Source organism: Viridibacillus arenosi (genome assembly GCF_001955655.1).
GTDB lineage: Bacteria > Bacillota > Bacilli > Bacillales_A > Planococcaceae > Viridibacillus > Viridibacillus arenosi.
Genome location: NZ_MSPW01000014.1, coordinates 16,485 through 33,711, shown reverse-complemented (window position 1 = coordinate 33,711; position 17,227 = coordinate 16,485). Strand labels below are relative to the sequence as shown.

At 34.6% G+C, this 17,227-nt stretch carries 19 protein-coding genes; 5 read left to right on the top strand and 14 right to left on the bottom strand.

Features of this window, described 5'->3' with window-relative positions; all coding sequences use genetic code 11:
• Positions 1 to 47: 47 nt before the first annotated feature.
• Positions 48 to 341, bottom strand: a complete 294-nt coding sequence (locus BK137_RS19215; protein ID WP_038182872.1) for a CD3324 family protein — start codon at positions 339 to 341, stop codon at positions 48 to 50.
• 207 nt (positions 342 to 548) lie between these two features.
• Entirely contained in the window at positions 549 to 1,427 is an 879-nt protein-coding gene (locus tag BK137_RS19210; protein ID WP_038182874.1) for a helix-turn-helix domain-containing protein, read from the bottom strand.
• A gap of 969 nt (positions 1,428 to 2,396) precedes the next feature.
• Between BK137_RS19210 and BK137_RS19205 the strand changes: the two genes are divergently transcribed.
• Together BK137_RS19205 and BK137_RS19200 are read left to right on the top strand one after the other, a co-directional pair.
• Positions 2,397 to 2,849, top strand: coding sequence for a hypothetical protein (locus BK137_RS19205; protein ID WP_038182875.1), 453 nt, complete (start codon positions 2,397 to 2,399; stop codon positions 2,847 to 2,849).
• Positions 2,850 to 3,318: 469 nt separating this feature from the next.
• Entirely contained in the window at positions 3,319 to 4,170 is an 852-nt protein-coding gene (locus BK137_RS19200; protein ID WP_038182876.1) for a DegV family protein, read from the top strand.
• Between the two features lie 460 nt (positions 4,171 to 4,630).
• On the opposite strand, the gene BK137_RS19195 is transcribed toward BK137_RS19200, so the two are convergent.
• From BK137_RS19195 to BK137_RS19170, 6 genes are all read right to left on the bottom strand, one after another.
• Entirely contained in the window at positions 4,631 to 5,380 is a 750-nt protein-coding gene (locus BK137_RS19195) for an ABC transporter permease (protein ID WP_038182877.1), read from the bottom strand.
• A complete protein-coding gene (locus BK137_RS19190; RefSeq protein WP_038182878.1) occupies positions 5,381 to 6,142 on the bottom strand; it encodes an ABC transporter ATP-binding protein in 762 nt (253 codons plus the stop codon). It lies immediately after the preceding gene.
• 171 nt (positions 6,143 to 6,313) lie between these two features.
• Complete coding sequence (locus tag BK137_RS19185; RefSeq protein ID WP_038182879.1) at positions 6,314 to 6,658, bottom strand: DUF1048 domain-containing protein; 345 nt, start codon at positions 6,656 to 6,658, stop codon at positions 6,314 to 6,316.
• 71 nt (positions 6,659 to 6,729) lie between these two features.
• Positions 6,730 to 7,050, bottom strand: a complete 321-nt coding sequence (locus BK137_RS19180) for a PadR family transcriptional regulator (protein ID WP_038182880.1) — start codon at positions 7,048 to 7,050, stop codon at positions 6,730 to 6,732.
• A gap of 686 nt (positions 7,051 to 7,736) precedes the next feature.
• Positions 7,737 to 7,991, bottom strand: a complete 255-nt coding sequence (locus tag BK137_RS19175) for a hypothetical protein (RefSeq protein ID WP_038182882.1) — start codon at positions 7,989 to 7,991, stop codon at positions 7,737 to 7,739.
• 185 nt (positions 7,992 to 8,176) lie between these two features.
• Positions 8,177 to 8,515, bottom strand: a complete 339-nt coding sequence (locus BK137_RS19170) for a hypothetical protein (RefSeq protein ID WP_051448667.1) — start codon at positions 8,513 to 8,515, stop codon at positions 8,177 to 8,179.
• 186 nt (positions 8,516 to 8,701) lie between these two features.
• On the opposite strand from BK137_RS19170, the gene BK137_RS19165 reads away from it, so the two are divergent.
• A complete protein-coding gene (locus BK137_RS19165) occupies positions 8,702 to 10,366 on the top strand; it encodes a ribonuclease J (RefSeq protein ID WP_038182883.1) in 1,665 nt (554 codons plus the stop codon).
• 286 nt (positions 10,367 to 10,652) lie between these two features.
• Here BK137_RS19165 and BK137_RS19160 read toward each other — a convergent pair whose 3' ends face one another.
• The 6 genes from BK137_RS19160 to BK137_RS19135 all read right to left on the bottom strand — a co-directional run bounded on the left by BK137_RS19160 (position 10,653) and on the right by BK137_RS19135 (position 14,869).
• A complete protein-coding gene (locus BK137_RS19160; RefSeq protein ID WP_038182884.1) occupies positions 10,653 to 11,273 on the bottom strand; it encodes a class I SAM-dependent methyltransferase in 621 nt (206 codons plus the stop codon).
• Between the two features lie 291 nt (positions 11,274 to 11,564).
• Positions 11,565 to 11,942, bottom strand: a complete 378-nt coding sequence (locus BK137_RS19155; protein WP_038182885.1) for a hypothetical protein — start codon at positions 11,940 to 11,942, stop codon at positions 11,565 to 11,567.
• A gap of 57 nt (positions 11,943 to 11,999) precedes the next feature.
• Positions 12,000 to 12,302, bottom strand: a complete 303-nt coding sequence (locus BK137_RS19150) for a hypothetical protein (RefSeq protein WP_038182886.1) — start codon at positions 12,300 to 12,302, stop codon at positions 12,000 to 12,002.
• A gap of 188 nt (positions 12,303 to 12,490) precedes the next feature.
• Complete coding sequence (locus tag BK137_RS19145) at positions 12,491 to 12,928, bottom strand: HEAT repeat domain-containing protein (protein WP_038182887.1); 438 nt, start codon at positions 12,926 to 12,928, stop codon at positions 12,491 to 12,493.
• Between the two features lie 439 nt (positions 12,929 to 13,367).
• On the bottom strand, positions 13,368 to 14,360 hold the full coding sequence (locus BK137_RS19140) for a serine hydrolase domain-containing protein (RefSeq protein ID WP_038182888.1): 993 nt from the start codon (positions 14,358 to 14,360) through the stop codon (positions 13,368 to 13,370).
• A 62-nt stretch (positions 14,361 to 14,422) separates the two neighbouring features.
• Positions 14,423 to 14,869, bottom strand: a complete 447-nt coding sequence (locus tag BK137_RS19135) for a GNAT family N-acetyltransferase (protein WP_038182890.1) — start codon at positions 14,867 to 14,869, stop codon at positions 14,423 to 14,425.
• A gap of 288 nt (positions 14,870 to 15,157) precedes the next feature.
• Between BK137_RS19135 and BK137_RS19130 the strand changes: the two genes are divergently transcribed.
• Together BK137_RS19130 and BK137_RS19125 are read left to right on the top strand one after the other, a co-directional pair.
• Positions 15,158 to 15,925, top strand: a complete 768-nt coding sequence (locus BK137_RS19130) for an ABC transporter ATP-binding protein (protein WP_038182892.1) — start codon at positions 15,158 to 15,160, stop codon at positions 15,923 to 15,925.
• Complete coding sequence (locus BK137_RS19125; RefSeq protein ID WP_051448668.1) at positions 15,912 to 17,213, top strand: ABC transporter permease; 1,302 nt, start codon at positions 15,912 to 15,914, stop codon at positions 17,211 to 17,213. The genes BK137_RS19130 and BK137_RS19125 overlap by 14 nt, the downstream gene beginning before the upstream one ends.
• The last annotated feature ends 14 nt before the right edge of the window (positions 17,214 to 17,227 follow it).

Genomic DNA, 17,227 nt, shown 5'->3' with positions numbered 1-17,227 from the left:
GAAAATACCTCATCCTTTTTTCATAAATGAAAATAAGCCAATGTAGTTTATAACCACATTGACTTATTATTTGCTTTCTTTTCTTTTAGTATGATTCTTTGGATACTTTTTGAAGATAAATAATATTTTTCTGCTAAAGTAGTTGTATCTATTCCCGATAAGAAATCGTTGTAAATATTAGAATTCCTTAAATCCAATTCTCTCCTTGTAGCAGTACCTGATCCCCAAGACTTTTTATTTTCTTCTCTTCTTGGGATATAAATATATTCACCATCGACATATTTCTGTATTAACTCTACTAGCTCTGCTGGCAGAAGATTATTTGCTCTTTTATAGCTCATTTTTGCACTCCTAAATTTTAATAGTTCTTTTAGGAATAGCAAAGGCTATTATTTTGTTTATAATATTTTGCAATAGCCTTTACTATGCAAAATTAATAGTACCTCTTCTCATAAACTGCATCCCTCCTTATGTTGTATTGCTTACATTACTGTTTCAAGTATATGTCATATCATACCACATTTTACAGTGAAAAAGCTGAACATGAACTACTCACTAAAATCCAAATTACTCGGTTGTTTTGGCAAATGCTCCTGTGTAAGCATATTTGTCGTAGCTACTTTTTCATTCACTTCTTCAAAACAAAATCCATCAGCCCATACTTTCCCCGTTCCAATAAGTAATACACCAAAGTGAATAGAAGCACTTTCTTCTGGAACATCTAGAATAATTGAATAGTGATTCCAATCTGTTGTGCCTTGAATGGAGCGGTTATCCATATTATCAAATTGAATAGTATCGCCAGTAGTGTTATCAATCCGAAGCCATGCACCGCATTTTAAAACGCTTTCTGTTTTTAAATAACATGAAAGCTTTAGACGTTTCCCTTTATAATTATTTGCTTGGAAACCTTGCATAATTGTGGCAAACTGCTGAGCGTTTGCTTCCCCTATTGCAAAGAGTAAACCTGATTTTGTTCCTGTGTGAAATACATCTCCGTCCACTACGAAATCATACAACTCTGGATTAGATCCGCTTAAGCTCCAGCCTGTAATTTGTTCACTTTTATTCATTTTTTTCTCCTCCTCCATCATTCGTACAGCCTGCATAAGCTTTCGATATTTCCCTGGTGGCAAGGAGTAAACATCTTTAAATGCTCTTGTAAACGCCTCTTGAGATTGAAATTGAAATAGGAAAGCAATCGTTAAAATTGATTCATCTGAGTGCAATAGTATCAATGCAGCCATCGCAGTCCTACGTAAACGGATATATTCGCCAATTGATTTCCCTGTTTCTTGTTTAAAAATCCGAAGTAAATGATACTTCGAATATCCGATAACTGATGGGAAAGTATCAAGTTGAATCTCTTCCGTCAGATTGCTTTCAATATAAGAAATTGTTTTTTGCGTTACTTCGCTGTAATACATCTTGCTCACCTCAAAATTATCATACCGAATATAGAGAATATTTTTTTGATAAATCTTGCTAAAGTTTACTGCCCGTTTGTTTAAATACTGTTCAGCAAAAAATTGTACAGTATTTAAAAATCATTAAGACTGTTTTTATCGAATTTATTATTCCGTTACACCTAAATTCGATAAAAACATTATCTTCCCCTTAAATAATTTCCATTTGATTATTCGGTGTTCTTAAACGCTAGGAGGATATTATAGTTTATGAAAAATCGGTTAGTTGCTTTAGAATTGTTACTTTAACAAATAATAATGTTGTTTAATTCGGTTAGCGAATAATGAAGATTCGCCCCCTTTTAATTATTATGTTTAGCTTTCCCTCTATCCACATAGATTAAAAATAAGTAGCCTACGAAACTAATTCCTAAGAGAGCAACAGCCCATGTTGTTTCGTAATTCACTAAAATTCCAAACAAAGCAATAATTGTTGACAGTATATATATATAAATTTTTTTGAAAAATACTATTTAACTTTCACCCTTTCTTAACTATACGGACATTGGTATATTCTTACATATATTATATAGGATACAAAGAAAAGATGGTATGAAAATCCAATTCAAACTATCTTTTTTAAACAAGCGGTTTGGCTTTATTTCAAAAATGCAGTGAAGGGAGAAGTGAAGCTTAAGTTTTTTCCTATATCAATAGCTAACTAAGGCCGTGTGATGGATTATTTAAGATGTAAAAGAGTTTATTAAACTAAATTACACAAATGAAATTGAAGAAACTCATCGAATGGAGTCAAAAAGGTCGTCCTATATAGAGGCTTTTTTTACTTTGTGAAAATCTATGAAAAACAATAAAAAACTATTTATAAATATTCGTATCCATCAAATAATTATAATAGATATGAAATATATATTATATTGTGCAGTTGTGTTAGAATAATAATGTCTAAAATTAGAAAGGTAGGGAATACATATGAAAAAAAGAATCAAAAAAGTACTAGTGTCATTGGGAATGGCTTCAGTATTACTTGTAGGTGGGGTCACTACTGCAAGTGTAGCGCCAAAACAAACGGAAGCTGCTGGCTTTGAGGTATTTAAATATAAAAGTGGCTATTTTACTAACTATGTAGATTCAAAAAATTACTACGAGAAGTGGAGTAGCACTTCAAAAATTGCTTTACTTAATGGTTCTATTAAATCTAGTAGCTCCGCAAGTGGAACTTACAAAGTATACATACAAATTAAGAAAAATAATAAGGGAAGTTGGAAGACAATCAAAACTATTAACGCTAAGAAAAACGGAACTACCAAGTTTGAGTCTCCAAAATTCTCGGATAATGATGGATATAGATTTCACCTGGTGAATCAAGGAACAAAAAAGAAAATTACCTATGATTTGTCATGGGCACCATGGGGATATAAATAATAGATGTTTTAAACCACTCAATCGAGTGATAAAAAATAACTTATACATTTAAAGTAATTCAATAATATTTATTTCAATAAAAGCCTACATCCTTAATCGGGATGTAGGCTTTTATCGTTCTAATTCACTTACTAATTTTATCTGTTGGTTTGAAATAAAGATTGATCAAAAGTATTCTGCAAAGCTTGATTTAATAACTCACCTAAATTTTACCTTTATAAAAAAGATTGATTAAAAAGGCGAATCAAACCACTGATAATACTGTATTCGCCAATTTCAACCTTAAGTTTTACTCAAACTTTAATATAAATTATCAATCATTATTTAAAACCATCGCATCATTATTTCAAATCTACAATTACTTTACAAGTTTAAATCATTTCAACATATATCCTACATTTTTAATGTATAGTTAGAGTGAATTTTAAAAGCTAAGCACTAATAGAATATAAGTTGGAGGAGATGTACAGTGAGAAGAATTATTTTATCGACTGAGAGCGGGGCCGATTTACCGGAAGTTTTAGCGGACAAACATGATGTACAAGTGATACCGATGCATGTAATCATGGATGGTCAGGATTATTTAGACGGTCATCTATCCGTAAATGAAATTTATGATTTTTATGATCGCACAAAAAAGATACCATCTACATCTGCCACTAATGTCCATGAGTATCATGAGTTTTTCAAGAAAATTAGAAAGGATTTTCCTGATAGTGTCATTATTCATATTGGTTATACGTCAAAGGCATCTGCTTCCTTTCAAAATGCGTTAATAGCAGCGGAAGATTTAAAGGATCTTTTTTTAATTGATGCTTTGAACGTTACAGGTGGATTAACTGCAGTTGTGATGTATGCTGTTACTTTGCTAGAGAAAGAACCTAGGATTGATCCTGTTCACTTAATAGAAAAAATTGAATCAAAGGTTCCTAAATCAAGGCTTGCTTTCATTCCTGGTAGCTTAGATTTTTTAAGAGCAGGTGGACGAGTAAGTAATTTAGCTTATCTCGGAGGTGCTTTGTTGAAAATAAAACCATGCATTGAATTAGTAGAAGGAAAGCTTGTTTCAACTAAAAAATATCGTGGAAATATGAGCAATGTTGCTGAAAAATTAATGCGTGATTATTTAAATCAATATGACATTGATAGACAACAAATTTATTTTATATACTCAATCGGACTCAGTGGAAATATCAAGCAACGGATAAATGAAATTGCAAATGAAACTGGATTCAAAAATACAACTTGGATTCAAGCCGGTGCTATGATTTCTACTCATTCTGGTCCTGGAGGATTTGGGATTGCAGGATTAGAAGTTTAAATCTTGTATACAGTATATTGAAAATCTAAAAAGGCTTCATCGATAAGAAGAAGCCTTTTGTTTTATACCATTTTTTTTAGGCATAGCGTCATGAAAATGCGGATTTACATTAATAAGGAAGTTTCAACCAACAAAAAGTACCTACCTCTGTCAGTTCCTTGTTCAACTAAAGCCCCCGTTAGTTTAAGTACATTTCTTCACAATCTCACACTAATAAACCTTTTTAAGTCCTTTTTTTAAAGTCCTATTTCATGAAATGGTCAAATATAAAAATAAAAGCACAATTCTTATTCCAGAATTGCGCCCGATTGTTGAATAACATGAAGGTGTTTTATAGACAATAGTTACCATGAGAACATGACAAATAATTAAATAATGGAAAATTTTTCCTTGCATTTTCCAAACATATATTTTAATTCGGAAGATTTAGTTGCTACGAGACACCGAACCGATGGTGTACTTATCCTAACTGACGTTTAAATGCATTACTGGCGAAGAAGTAAGAGATAACCGTGATGCCGACGCACCAGGCAAGCGCGATCCAGATTCCGTTGCCAACAGACCCTTCATACAAAAGGGCACGAATCGCATTCACAATTGAAGTCACGGGCTGGTTCTCAGCGAACGCACGGACAATTTTAGGCATGGTTTCTGTGGGAACAAAGGCCGAACTAATAAACGGTAAGAAAATCAACGGGTACGAGTAGGCTGTTGCCCCTTCCATAGATTTCGCTGTCAATCCTGGAATGACAGCCAGCCATGTCAGCGCTAGCGTAAACATCGCGAGGATCCCAGCTACGGCGAGCCAATCCAGGATATCAGCGCTGGACCGAAAGCCCATCAAGATCGCGAAGAGGATAACCACCACGACAGTAAGCGCATTGGAAACAAGCGAGGTCAAAACGTGAGCCCATAATACAGACGAGCGCTTGATGGGCATGGTAATGAAACGCGCCATCAGCCCGCTCTTTACATCCGTAAACAGCCGCACGGAAGTGTAAGCAACGCCGGATGCGATAGCCATCAGCAAGATTCCCGGCAATAAATAATTGACGTAGTTGTCCGTACCTGTCTCTATTGCACCTCCAAATACGTAGACAAACAGCAGCATCATCATAATCGGCGTAATCGCCACCGTGATAATCGTATCCGGGCTGCGCATGATGTTGCGCATTAAACGCCCTAGTAATACCCCTGTTTTGCTTTTCATTTACATCTCCTCCTTTTTGCCAATGATCGCGAGGAAAACTTCCTCCAATGTCGGTTGCTTCTCGAAGTATTCCACTTTCGCTGGCGGGAACATCTCTTTAAGTTCGGTAAGGGTACCGGTCGTGATGATTTTTCCACCATGCAGGATGGCGATACGATCCGCCAGTTGTTCGGCTTCCTCCAGGTACTGTGTCGTCAGCAAGATGGTCGTGCCGCCGCCGGCAAGCTCCTTGACAGTATCCCAGACTTCAATCCGCGCTTCGGGGTCAAGCCCTGTCGTCGGTTCGTCGAGAAAAATAACTGCTGGCGTACCGATCAGGCTCATGGCGATGTCAAGCCGGCGCTTCATCCCGCCGGAATATTTGTCGGCCCGGCGGTTGGCCGCATCGGTCAGGCTGAATCTTGCAAGCAGATTGTCGGCGACTTGAGCAGGATTGGGAACTCCCCGCAACTTGGCGATCATCATCAGGTTTTCCCGCCCGGTGAGCATGCCATCTAAAGCTGAGAACTGCCCTGTCAGGCTGATGCTCTGGCGAACATGATCCGGTTGTCGCTTGACGTCAAAGCCGCAAATACCTACTTCACCGCCATCGGCCTTCATCAGTGTCGAGAGGATGTTGACCGTCGTCGTCTTGCCCGCTCCATTTGAACCAAGCAGTGCGAAAATTTCGCCACGACGCACCTCAAAATCCACCCCCATTAAGACTTCCTTGTCTTTAAAGGATTTTTTTAACCCTTTTACAGATATCGTTGCATTGCTCATACTTTTATCCTCCTTTTAATAAGCGTCTTGCGGAGCTAGATTGCATATACCCTTCTATATAGTATGACTGATAATAAGTATTACTTACTACCGGGTATAAAATAAAACTGAATAACGAAGGTGGAATTTCACATTTGTAATCAGCTATTCAGTCGGTATTATCTATTGAATTTATTTTTTTCCTAATCGATTCAAGATACTCTGATTCAAATCTTCACGATACTTGGCGACATAGGTTTTAGCGTTTGCCACTAGTTCGTCAGCAAATGACGCCACGTCGTCCCCAGTGATTTCCAGCACTTGTCTGCCTTCCGCCGCACTAGATTCGAACAACTCGATTAATTCATACTGTATGTGCAGCATATCCATCCCGCTGCCTCCCGCTGAGAAATTCCACATGTAGTTTTGAATTTTCTTAAATACAAACTGGTAGTCCTCTGGCAGGGCTTCAACCCGTGCCATCATCATCTTGTATTCTTTTTTATCACCAATCATTTTTTTGAACATTTCCATCATGTTATTTTTCCTCCTTTTTTATAAAGCTGAACAAGGCACTCCAAAAATATCGGATAGAATATCTTATGATGCTAAGTTGACTTCAAGACATTGATTTTTGATGATACAAAATCCCATTTTTCCCAAAACAATTCAAGTTCCTGGCGACCAGCCTCATTAAGTGAGTAAAACTTGCGGGGCGGTCCCATATCTGACGGTTTCTTTTCTATGTTCACCAGTTTTTTCTTTTCTAATCGCACTAGGATGGTGTAGACCGTCCCTTCTACGACTTCGGTAAACCCAAGCTCGTTCAGGCGGCGGGTAATCTCGTATCCATAGGTTTCATGGCGGCTGATGATTTCCAACACGCAGCCTTCCAGCGAACCCTTAAGCATTTCAGTTAAATTTTCCATGTTCAAAGCCTCCTTTACCTCCTCTATTTTGTCTGACTTATATTCAGTATAACTTAGTACTAAGTAAAATTTTTTACTTAATAGCTTTTAGGAAATCGAGCTATTAAGTATTACTTATTACAGGTACATCGTAACACCGAGTAGCGAGGCTGTCAACTGTTTTTCTTAAATTATTTTTGTGACCTCACTATTCTATGGTGTTGGTATCCAGTGTTACTTATTACAGGTATATCGTAATACCTAGCAGAGGGAATTTCAACTGGATTTTCTAAATATTTCTATAACCATTGCTTTTACTTCCTCCTATGCTTCTTTCACAATGATTACACCCTGGATCATTCCCATCCAGCAGCTGTACATGAGAATATGGAAATTCTATCCCTTCATTATTTTTCGATTATCTTATTCACTACTTGCTCATTAATTTTTTTAGTAAAAAGCCGACTTCTGTTTCAATGAACACACCGAATAGATTTAGAAATTTGCTGTTCATTAGTATTACATTCGAAAAGATTACTTCAGAAATTTTAGTTCAAATAGCTAATTCTATTGATTATTGCATCGAATCAAAAATTTTTCTTCTTCAACTATCTACACCAACCCTATATTGCAAATTATCTTTTTCAAAAACCAATAAGTTTGCACCACTTATACTCATGAAATATGCAGTGTTTCCTCCCTTAAGCCTAAAATCCTTTATTACTTATCTTTTTAGAATTATGTCTAACATACACGTATTCCAAAATTAAAGATGCTAACAAAGCAATCATAACGGGCATCAGCGGTTCAATAGATACATAAATTCCACTTTCGCTATTTTGATGAGTATAAGCTAAAGTTAGCCACGAAATCGAAAACTCATGCCCAATAAAAACTAAAGCAATAGTTAAAACTATAAAACTCATAACCCCCACAAAAAAGCCTTTCAGTTTTAATTTCATTTTTTCACATCCTAACTAACTGCTTTTTTTCTAACGAATCGAATATGGAAATATTCATTTTTTATTATATAAAGAAATTGAAATTAATCCCAGTTATATTACCCTTTTTAAACAACTTTATTGTAAATTGAACAAATCTCTTGTCACTTTATATTTACATTAATTAATACTAAGTAAGTTTATTTCTATTCTTTTAAGATACCAATATAATCTGGTGCAAGAACGAGTTGTATAAACTCGTCACCTTTTTTGTAAATAACACTATGCCCATCAATTTCCACTTGTTTCCACCCACTCTTTTTAATCATTAACTGATAAGTAAGTGGAACATCAGTACCTGTCGATGGTTCCCATATATAATTTTTAGCATTCTGATTTTCACTTTCTAATGTAGCACTATTAGGAACAGGGAAATCATAGAATTTTTGTAACTCAAAATAATTTTTATCTACATTTGCATAATAAAAGCTACCTACTCCTACTAAGAGAGCAAGAGCAACTATCAATAGTACTAATCGTTTCATAGTATTCTCCCCACTATTTAAACTGCTCTTTCAGATGTAAATTTCTTAATGCTACTACTAGAACCTTCAATATTCAGTGATTTCGTATAGAACGATGACTCAAAAGCAATACTGAAGAATGAATTCAAAACAGCCTAAATTGCATTGCAATAATAAAAAAGAATAGTCGAGTAGGAGGACATTATTTTGACTCTAAGTAATAAAACATTATCTATTTTCGCCTTAGGTGGTATCAATGAAATAGGTAAAAATATGTATGTTATACAATACGCAGATGATATTATAATCGTCGATTGTGGAGCTAAATTTCCGGATGAAAGTTTATTAGGGATTGATCTTATCATCCCTGATATCGATTATTTACAAGAAAACAAGGAAAAAATCAGGGCTTTAGTGGTAACACATGGCCATGAAGACCATATTGGTGGAATTCCATACTTTTTGAAGAAATTAAATGTTCCGATATATGCTACTCGTTTTACACTCGGATTAATTGAACTAAAATTAAAAGAACATAAACTATTTAGGACTACAGAATTGGTACAAATCAACTCGGATTCAAATTTAGATTTTGGTGAAATCGCTGTAAGTTTTTTTAGAACAAGCCACAGTATACCCGATTGTTTAGGCATTGTCTTTGACACACCTGAAGGAAAGGTCGTTCATACAGGAGACTTTAAATTCGATCTAACACCAATGAATGATCAATATTCTGATATTCATAAAATGAGTGAGATTGGTACACAGGGGGTATTACTCCTCATATCCGAAAGTACAAATGCAGAACGCCCTGGCTCTACTCCTTCTGAGCAATTGGTAGGTGAACATATTGAAGCCGCCTTTATGAAAGCTAAGCGTAAGATTATTATTTCGACCTTTGCTTCAAATGTAAATCGTATTCAGCAAATAGTCCATGCAACCTTAAAAACCAATCGAAAGCTTGCATTGCTTGGTCGTAGCATGGTGAATGTCGTATCAGTTGCTGTAGAACGCGGATATTTAGATTTACCAGATGGCTTGCTAATTGAGTCACGAGACGTAAAGTATTTACCTCCTGAAGATGTCGTGATTTTATGTACAGGCAGTCAAGGAGAACCACTAGCGGTCCTTTCTCGCTTATCGACTTCGAATCACCGGGAAGTAAAAGTGTTACCTGATGACACGGTTATTTTTGCAGCATCCCCTATTCCTGGGAATGAAAAAGATGTATCGCGGATAGTAGATAGCTTCTTTCAAATGGGAGCCAAAGTTATTTATGGATCCGCTAGCAAAACGGGAATGCACGTATCGGGACACGGCTATCAAGAGGACCTAAAACTTATGTTAACATTAATGAAACCAAAATATTTTATTCCTATTCACGGTGAATATAGGATGTTATACCTACATCGCTTGTTAGCTGAATCCGTTGGCATTGAAAAAGACAATACCTTCATCATTAAAAACGGAGATGTGGTCGATATTGAAAACGCACTAGCACGTCAAACTAGAAAAGTCCCTGCTGGCGATACTTACGTTGATGGAATCGGTATTGGCGAAGTAGAGGACATTGTATTACGAGATCGAAAACAACTATCTGAAGACGGTATGCTTGTCATTGTTGTAACAATTATTAAAACAGAAGGTACACTTGTTTATGAACCTAACACCATTTCCCGCGGATTCGTTTATGCAAAAGATTCCGCAGAGCTTATTAGAAACGTAAATGACATTGTTAAAACAACAGTAAATGAATCTTTAGATGGTAGCATTAATAAAATGAAGAAAAAGATAAAAAAATCTGTAGGACAGTATATAAATACTGAGACAAAAAGAAAGCCGATGATTTTGCCTGTTATTATTGAGGTTTAAGCAAAAGAATTTTTCAATATGATTTATCTCGACAAGATAGAGTTAGAGTCCGCGGATTCGAAAATTAAAGGAATCATCGCTCATAAATGTTATCTAATAACGTTTATGGGCTTTTTATTATGTACTATCTTATTTTCTTTCTACCTGTTTTTAATGGATGCTCAAGAAGGTTTTTTGTTTTAAAAGCTATTAACTCAAAGATTTTTGCGAATAAATAGAGAGAAATTTATTTTGATAAAGTTCTCTACATTCTATCATCAACTAATGTCCCCCTAGTTGATGAACATTAATGAATTTTAGCAATTATTATCTTCCTATACATTCCATTCATCATAATTGGTGTATCTTCTTCTATTTTTAAATGTTTATTATTTTTTGGAATTAATTCTTCAAAACTTCTGCCAATATCAGTTCCTAATGCGCTAATAATTGGTCTTAATAGTAATTTTGGTAACGAGAGCTTTTTATTTTTAGGAGCAAATTTATCAAAAATAATTACTTTTCCTTCGTGCTTTAAAACTCTCGATATTTCTTGAAAACATTTATTGGCATCTGGTACAACTGAAAGTATTAGACTTGCTACTACATAGTCGAAAGTTTCATCCTCAAAAACCATATTTTGAGCATCCATTTCTAAAAATCTAATCCTAGTATCCTTGAATTTTGTTTTTGCCTTTCCAAGCATATAAGGTGAATAATCAATTGCAGTGATATCTACGTCAGAGCAATTGATTAACTCTAAATCAGCACCCGTCCCTACACCAACAAACAAAATTTTGTGTTTGCTATCGAATGGTATCGATTGGAATATTTGTTTTCGAGCATTTAAGAATATACCCGAATTAAAAATCTTATCATAAATTGGCGATCCGATTTTATAAATAAATTTGTTCCAAGAATTATTCAAACCCCTACACTCCCAGTTCATTTTTAATTCTATCAATCAATAACATTCTTAAATTTTTTAAATCACTTTCATATTTTCCGACATATTAATATTTTCAATTGACTATTCTGCCACGTTTCTTGGAGCGGAAATATGCTCTATACATTATTGAAGTAACGCAGCCCGCTAGCACAAGGTTCTAATATATTGTATAATTAATCTTTTCTATAATGTACAACTTTTAGATTATCTTGCCTATTAAAGAGAGTTGTCCAATCTTTGTGTTGTACCCGTTGTGTTTTAGCAACATATTTATGGGTAATTGCCGAACTTGTATTCTGCTCTTTGTAAAAGTATTTTTTGAACCCCTTCTACTGATTGATTAATGGATATCGTCAAATCAGTTGTATAAAAACCCCCTACTTCTAAAAGCTCTTCTACTTTGTCCAGTAACAATTCTATAATATCTATTTCATTGTTTTCCGCATTTACTACAAAGTGAATGATGCTTGCAATTTTTGAGCTAGTATCTAAATTCACCAATAATAAACCAACTGGTTCAGTATGAGAAATGGCCCCTACACCCATAATATCATTTCCGAATTTTTCTAGTTGTTTAAAATATGCTGGTAGTAAAAGCTTATTAAAACTATAAAAATTAAAATGATTTACTTCCAAAACTTCAAACATATCTTCACCTCTTCAACTAATAAACCCAAAATTAATTAGACTTTTCACGGATTAATTTCAAACCAATTCATATGAATCCGTGACAACATTGTACAAGAAACTATTTGTATTATCTGTGCGGTAATTCTCACTAAAAGCATTCTTTATATCAGGTACAGTTTTTACCTCAATACTATTCGAAGAGACAATTTGGGTACCGTTTGTAGCTTCAATAAAGTAGTAATATACAAGAATAGCGCTACTTGGAAAAACGTTATCAACATATGTTTGAATACCCGCAGAAATGTTAGAGGCAATTGTTGTTGCATCAGTCAAACTATTTACCGTATTATAGGTTTTTTGTAGGGAGGAAATCATCATTTTACAGAAAAACCTTATGCTTTATTATGATTTTGCAAAAAGATGAAGGAGCTATAGGCTGATGGTGAATTTGCAGTAAAACAATAAAAGCGACATGGCTAGAAATGAACGCCATGTCGCCTTTTTGTATGAAATTTTCGTTGCGTTAGTTTTTCCATGTACTACGCAACTAGTTGGTTTTAAATAAATTATTTATTTAAGCTTGTCCATTTTTGTTCAAGCCATGTTTTGAATTCTTTACCTTTATGACCTTCGTATGCATCGTATACATCTAAGCGCATACGTTCAAGTTTTCCAGCGAAGTCTTCAAATGTGTGATCAGCTGGTAAGCTTTTCTTCACACGGATTAGGATTTTATCAGTACCTTTGATAATATCAAATTTTTGTACTTTAGGTGGCTCTATATTTTCACCAAATGCAATTAGTGCTTTGTAAGCAGCCTCTTGTACTTTGTATACTGTATCATTTTCCATACGGTTTTTAAGAAGATCGATTACTTTAGGGTGTTTACAAGTGCTTAACTCATTTACCGCTGAAAGACGATCTCTCCAGCTAGACGTGTAATTCGCTTCTTTTTTTAGTTCTGCATAGTCTTCTGGTAATTCTGTTTCAAACTTTTTACTCAAGTTATGTCAAACTCCTTTAAAATTATAATTGAGATGATTCAAGCTTTCTTCGACAATTGGTCTGTGGAATATCAATTCTTCTCTATCTTACCATTATATACGAAATCGACGGCTAGCTCTTACTTATTAGAACTTTAATTTTAAAAATAGTTATTTTATCACTAAATAAGAATACAATCACGTACTAAGTGAGTCAAATTCGGTTATGAATTGATCAGATTAAATTCCTATACTATTTGAATCGGTTAAATCATTACTCGAGTAAGTTAAATGCTCCCCTCAGTAGGTTAAATCATTCTCTGAGTGCGTCAAATAAAGAGCTGAATAGATCAAATCAGAAAAATCTTAATTATAGATTCGAGATTTTCTGGAATAAAATAGTCACTATCAAGAAATTACTGCTTTTCTTGATAGTAGCTATTTAGTCATCATGTCACTATTACAAACATTCCATCACACAATTTCCAAAACCACGAACGTCTTTTAAGTAATCATATCCAACTGGTGAACCGAAGTTATTAAAAGCACGTACCGCAACTATCTCATGCTCTGGAATGACTAACAAAGTAACATTTGTATAGCCGAGAATTTGATAAGCATCATTAGATACGACTTCACCTATTTCTGTTCGACCACAAGAGGCTCCTTGGACAAACCAAAAGAAACCGTTCCTTGGATAGTCCAAAGGTAGAGTATTTGGGCTTTGAACAGAAGTACAGTACTCAAATATCTCTTGAGGTATTAATTGTTTACCGTCTACTTTTCCTTTAGATAAATGTAGTGCTCCCCATCTAACTAAATCTCTAACAGAAGCATACATATTCATTTGACTGCCATCTACATTGTTACTTGTATACCAATGTGGATCGTTTTCTTTTCGAATCACTTCAACATGTCTAGAATCCAGTTCACCATACCAACCAATCTCTGTCAGACCACAAGGAACTAACACTTCAGTTTCAACAATATTAGCAATCGTTCTACCTGAAACCTTCTTAATGATTTCAGACAATAATTCTACACCAATATTTCGATAAGCCCAACTTGTCCCTGCTTGAAACTCTTTTTCAAGTTCTCCATTTACTAGTCTTAACCCATGCGTATGAGTGATTAAATGGCGAATGCTTACACCCTTTAATATACCACTATCTATTTCAGGGAATATCGGTGCAATCTGTTGCTCAAGTGATTTAATTGCCCCCTCCTGGATTAAGTAAGCTGCGGAAAAACCGATAAATGTCTTTCGAACTGAAGCTAGATGAAAGAATGTATCCTTTTGCATAGTTCTTGCTCCAAAGGTTTTACTTTGAAAACCAGTGTAAGATTCTGCAACAACTTGGCCTTCTTTCATAACTATTAAGGCAGCACCCGAAGCATCTACTTGTTGAAAAGTATTCAAAACGTTTTCCCAAACTGGTGTAAATTGATTCATTCAATTCCCCTCACTTTTTGATAGTAACACACTCTCTTTAAGTACAACTTAGAACTATTTAATCAAAGCTTCAAACAATACAATTCCTCACCATCAACAATGCGCCCCGTATTCTTAAAGCCTAATTTCTCATATATTTTCTTCCCGCGCTTATTGTTGGGTTCAGTTGATAAGTAGATTTCGTTGCATCCTTCTAGTTTCTTCATCTCTTCTATTACAAGTAAAATTGCTTTAGGACCATAGCCGCTTCCTTGAAACTTTCGATCAATCATTATTCTGCATAATTCAAAAAAGTTCTGCTCTTCAGAGAAACCATACATAGTAAAACCAATTAATTGGTCTTCCACTTCAATTGCCTTTGTAATCCATGTTTTCTCGAATAGCGCTTGCACAATTGATAATGCATTTGATGCGACGAATTCTTCGCATATTGTTGGCATACTCTCTTTATTTGTTGTTAAATAAATAACTTTCAGCCAATTTGATTTATCTATTTCTATTAGTTTCATATTTCCCCCGCCTTTATTTGTAATTTGAATTATTTATAATCTATTCTATAGGATTGTAGATGTATTAATTCTTCAAATAACACCATTAATTTCAACATACACCTATTTTTAACTCCACTTTCTAATTATTATATAAATATGTAGTCTCGCAAAGTCAATCTATATTAAATGCTGCTATTGTGACAAAAATGTAAGTTATAGGAACTATTTGTTTGAAAAATCGATGGAGTAGCCTTAGATTTCAACGTATTGTTAAAGTACAAACTAACTCTTGAAAGGAGTTTTAACATGGAAGCAATTTTAAAAGGAAATTCGATACATAAAGTTTTTGGAGCAAAAAATAATATATATACTGCTCTACAACATGTAGATGTAACGATTAATAAAGGGGAATTCGTTGGCATTATGGGACCATCTGGAGCTGGTAAAACTACATTACTGAATATCCTTTCAACAATTGATAAACCAACATCAGGCAGTATTGTCATTGGGGGTGAATCAGTAGACTCAATGAAGGAGAAGGATTTAGCTAAATTCCGCAGAAAGCATTTGGGCTTTATCTTTCAAGACTATAATTTGCTTGATTCCTTAACAATACAAGAAAATATTCTACTACCACTCTCACTAGCCAATTGGCCAGCTCAGAAGATGGAAGTTAAAGTTCTAGAAATTGCTAACATTCTTGGAATTGAAACAATCTTAAACTCTTACCCTTACCAAGTTTCTGGAGGACAAAAGCAACGTGCTGCTGTTGCAAGAGCAATTATTACAAATCCAAGTTTAGTGTTAGCAGACGAGCCAACTGGGGCATTAGATTCTAAATCATCGACAGATCTTCTAAATACATTCAATGTATTGAACAAGGACTACGGTTCGACTATCTTAATGGTCACACATGATGCTTTCGCGGCTAGTTATTGTAACCGAGTATTATTTATGAAAGATGGACGCCTTTTCACAGAAATTGTACGGGGAGACAAAGACAGAAAAGAATTCCTTAACCTATTATTAAACACGCTTTCTACTATAGGGGGTGGAACCTATGAACATGTTTAATATTGTAAGGAAAAATATCAAACACAATTTCTATCAGTACTTTCTTTATATTGCATCAATGACACTCAGTATTACGATTTACTTTACTTTTTCATCACTACAGTACAATAAACAAATTAGCCAAGCTCTAACGGATACAGAAAAACTCGCATCAGCTTTTGGTGCTTCTTCTATTCTTTTACTACTATTTGTATCCATCTTCATCTGGTATTCGAATAACTTCTTTGTTAAAAGACGTAAAAAAGATATTGGTTTATATTCGTTACTAGGCGTCGAGAAAAAACAAATTGGCAGAATGCTATTTTATGAGAACTTTATTATGGGCATACTTGCACTCTTAATAGGGCTTGGAATCGGGGAATTATTCTCTGTTTTCTTCAGTATGATTTTGGTGAAATTAATGGGCTTTTCTATTGCTATTACATTTACGTTTAATTCAAGAGCAATCATACAGACTTTACTTGTATTCAGTGTAATAATTTTTCTTACATCATTACAAGGTTACTTTATTATTTATCGTTTTAAATTAATCGAGCTATTCCAAGCCACTAAAAAAGGCGAGAAAATAAATAAACCTTCTTTGTTGTTAGCACTTCTTGCCATTGCAATGATTGGAGGTAGCTACTGGTTATTACAACTGTCTCCAGAATCGAGAAATTGGGATCAGAACTTTAACCGTACTATCATTATTATAATTATCTCCATGCTTGTTGGTTCGTTTTTGTTATTCCACTCCTTAAGTGCCTTTATCTTTGTATTATTACAGAAGAATAAGTCATTCTATTTTAAGTGGTCTAATCTTTTAACTTTTACGCAATTAACAAATCGATTAAAGAGCAACGCCTTTATGTTCACTATTATTTCTATACTGAACGCAGTAACACTTATCGCTTTTGGATTTGGTTATAGTATTTATTACAATACTCTGGATCAGGTGAAAAGTTTTGTTCCATATAGTTATCAATATGAAAGTACTTCTTCTGAAGTAGATGCAAAAATTCGTGAATTAATTGCCACGGACAATGATCATTCCCTTATCTTTGAACATGACTGGGAGTACACAATGGTAAAAGGCGATGCTTCAGAGCTTAAGAAAGTTCCTGGGGGGTACTTATACTTTGACGAATCATTTGCTGTTATATCCAATACAACTTTCAATCAGCTAGCTGATAAATTAGATTTAGATACAATTGCACCTTTAAAGAAAACAGAAGGTCTAACAATTATCAACAATTTCATTGGATCACAAGACCAGCAATCAAATATAAACAAATCGGTTTCGTTATAGGTTAAGATTAGTCG

What these genes read in the sequence shown, in the direction of transcription:
- BK137_RS19215 (WP_038182872.1), bottom strand. Translation starts at nt 341, where the DNA reads ATGAGCTATAAAAGAGCAAATAATCTTCTGCCAGCAGAGCTAGTAGAG.
- BK137_RS19210 (WP_038182874.1), bottom strand. Translation starts at nt 1,427, where the DNA reads ATGTATTACAGCGAAGTAACGCAAAAAACAATTTCTTATATTGAAAGC.
- BK137_RS19205 (WP_038182875.1), top strand. Translation starts at nt 2,397, where the DNA reads ATGAAAAAAAGAATCAAAAAAGTACTAGTGTCATTGGGAATGGCTTCA.
- BK137_RS19195 (WP_038182877.1), bottom strand. Translation starts at nt 5,380, where the DNA reads ATGAAAAGCAAAACAGGGGTATTACTAGGGCGTTTAATGCGCAACATC.
- BK137_RS19190 (WP_038182878.1), bottom strand. Translation starts at nt 6,142, where the DNA reads ATGAGCAATGCAACGATATCTGTAAAAGGGTTAAAAAAATCCTTTAAA.
- BK137_RS19185 (WP_038182879.1), bottom strand. Translation starts at nt 6,658, where the DNA reads ATGATGGAAATGTTCAAAAAAATGATTGGTGATAAAAAAGAATACAAG.
- BK137_RS19180 (WP_038182880.1), bottom strand. Translation starts at nt 7,050, where the DNA reads ATGGAAAATTTAACTGAAATGCTTAAGGGTTCGCTGGAAGGCTGCGTG.
- BK137_RS19175 (WP_038182882.1), bottom strand. Translation starts at nt 7,991, where the DNA reads ATGAAATTAAAACTGAAAGGCTTTTTTGTGGGGGTTATGAGTTTTATA.
- BK137_RS19170 (WP_051448667.1), bottom strand. Translation starts at nt 8,515, where the DNA reads ATGAAACGATTAGTACTATTGATAGTTGCTCTTGCTCTCTTAGTAGGA.
- BK137_RS19155 (WP_038182885.1), bottom strand. Translation starts at nt 11,942, where the DNA reads ATGTTTGAAGTTTTGGAAGTAAATCATTTTAATTTTTATAGTTTTAAT.
- BK137_RS19150 (WP_038182886.1), bottom strand. Translation starts at nt 12,302, where the DNA reads ATGATGATTTCCTCCCTACAAAAAACCTATAATACGGTAAATAGTTTG.
- BK137_RS19140 (WP_038182888.1), bottom strand. Translation starts at nt 14,360, where the DNA reads ATGAATCAATTTACACCAGTTTGGGAAAACGTTTTGAATACTTTTCAA.
- BK137_RS19135 (WP_038182890.1), bottom strand. Translation starts at nt 14,869, where the DNA reads ATGAAACTAATAGAAATAGATAAATCAAATTGGCTGAAAGTTATTTAT.
- BK137_RS19130 (WP_038182892.1), top strand. Translation starts at nt 15,158, where the DNA reads ATGGAAGCAATTTTAAAAGGAAATTCGATACATAAAGTTTTTGGAGCA.
- BK137_RS19125 (WP_051448668.1), top strand. Translation starts at nt 15,912, where the DNA reads ATGAACATGTTTAATATTGTAAGGAAAAATATCAAACACAATTTCTAT.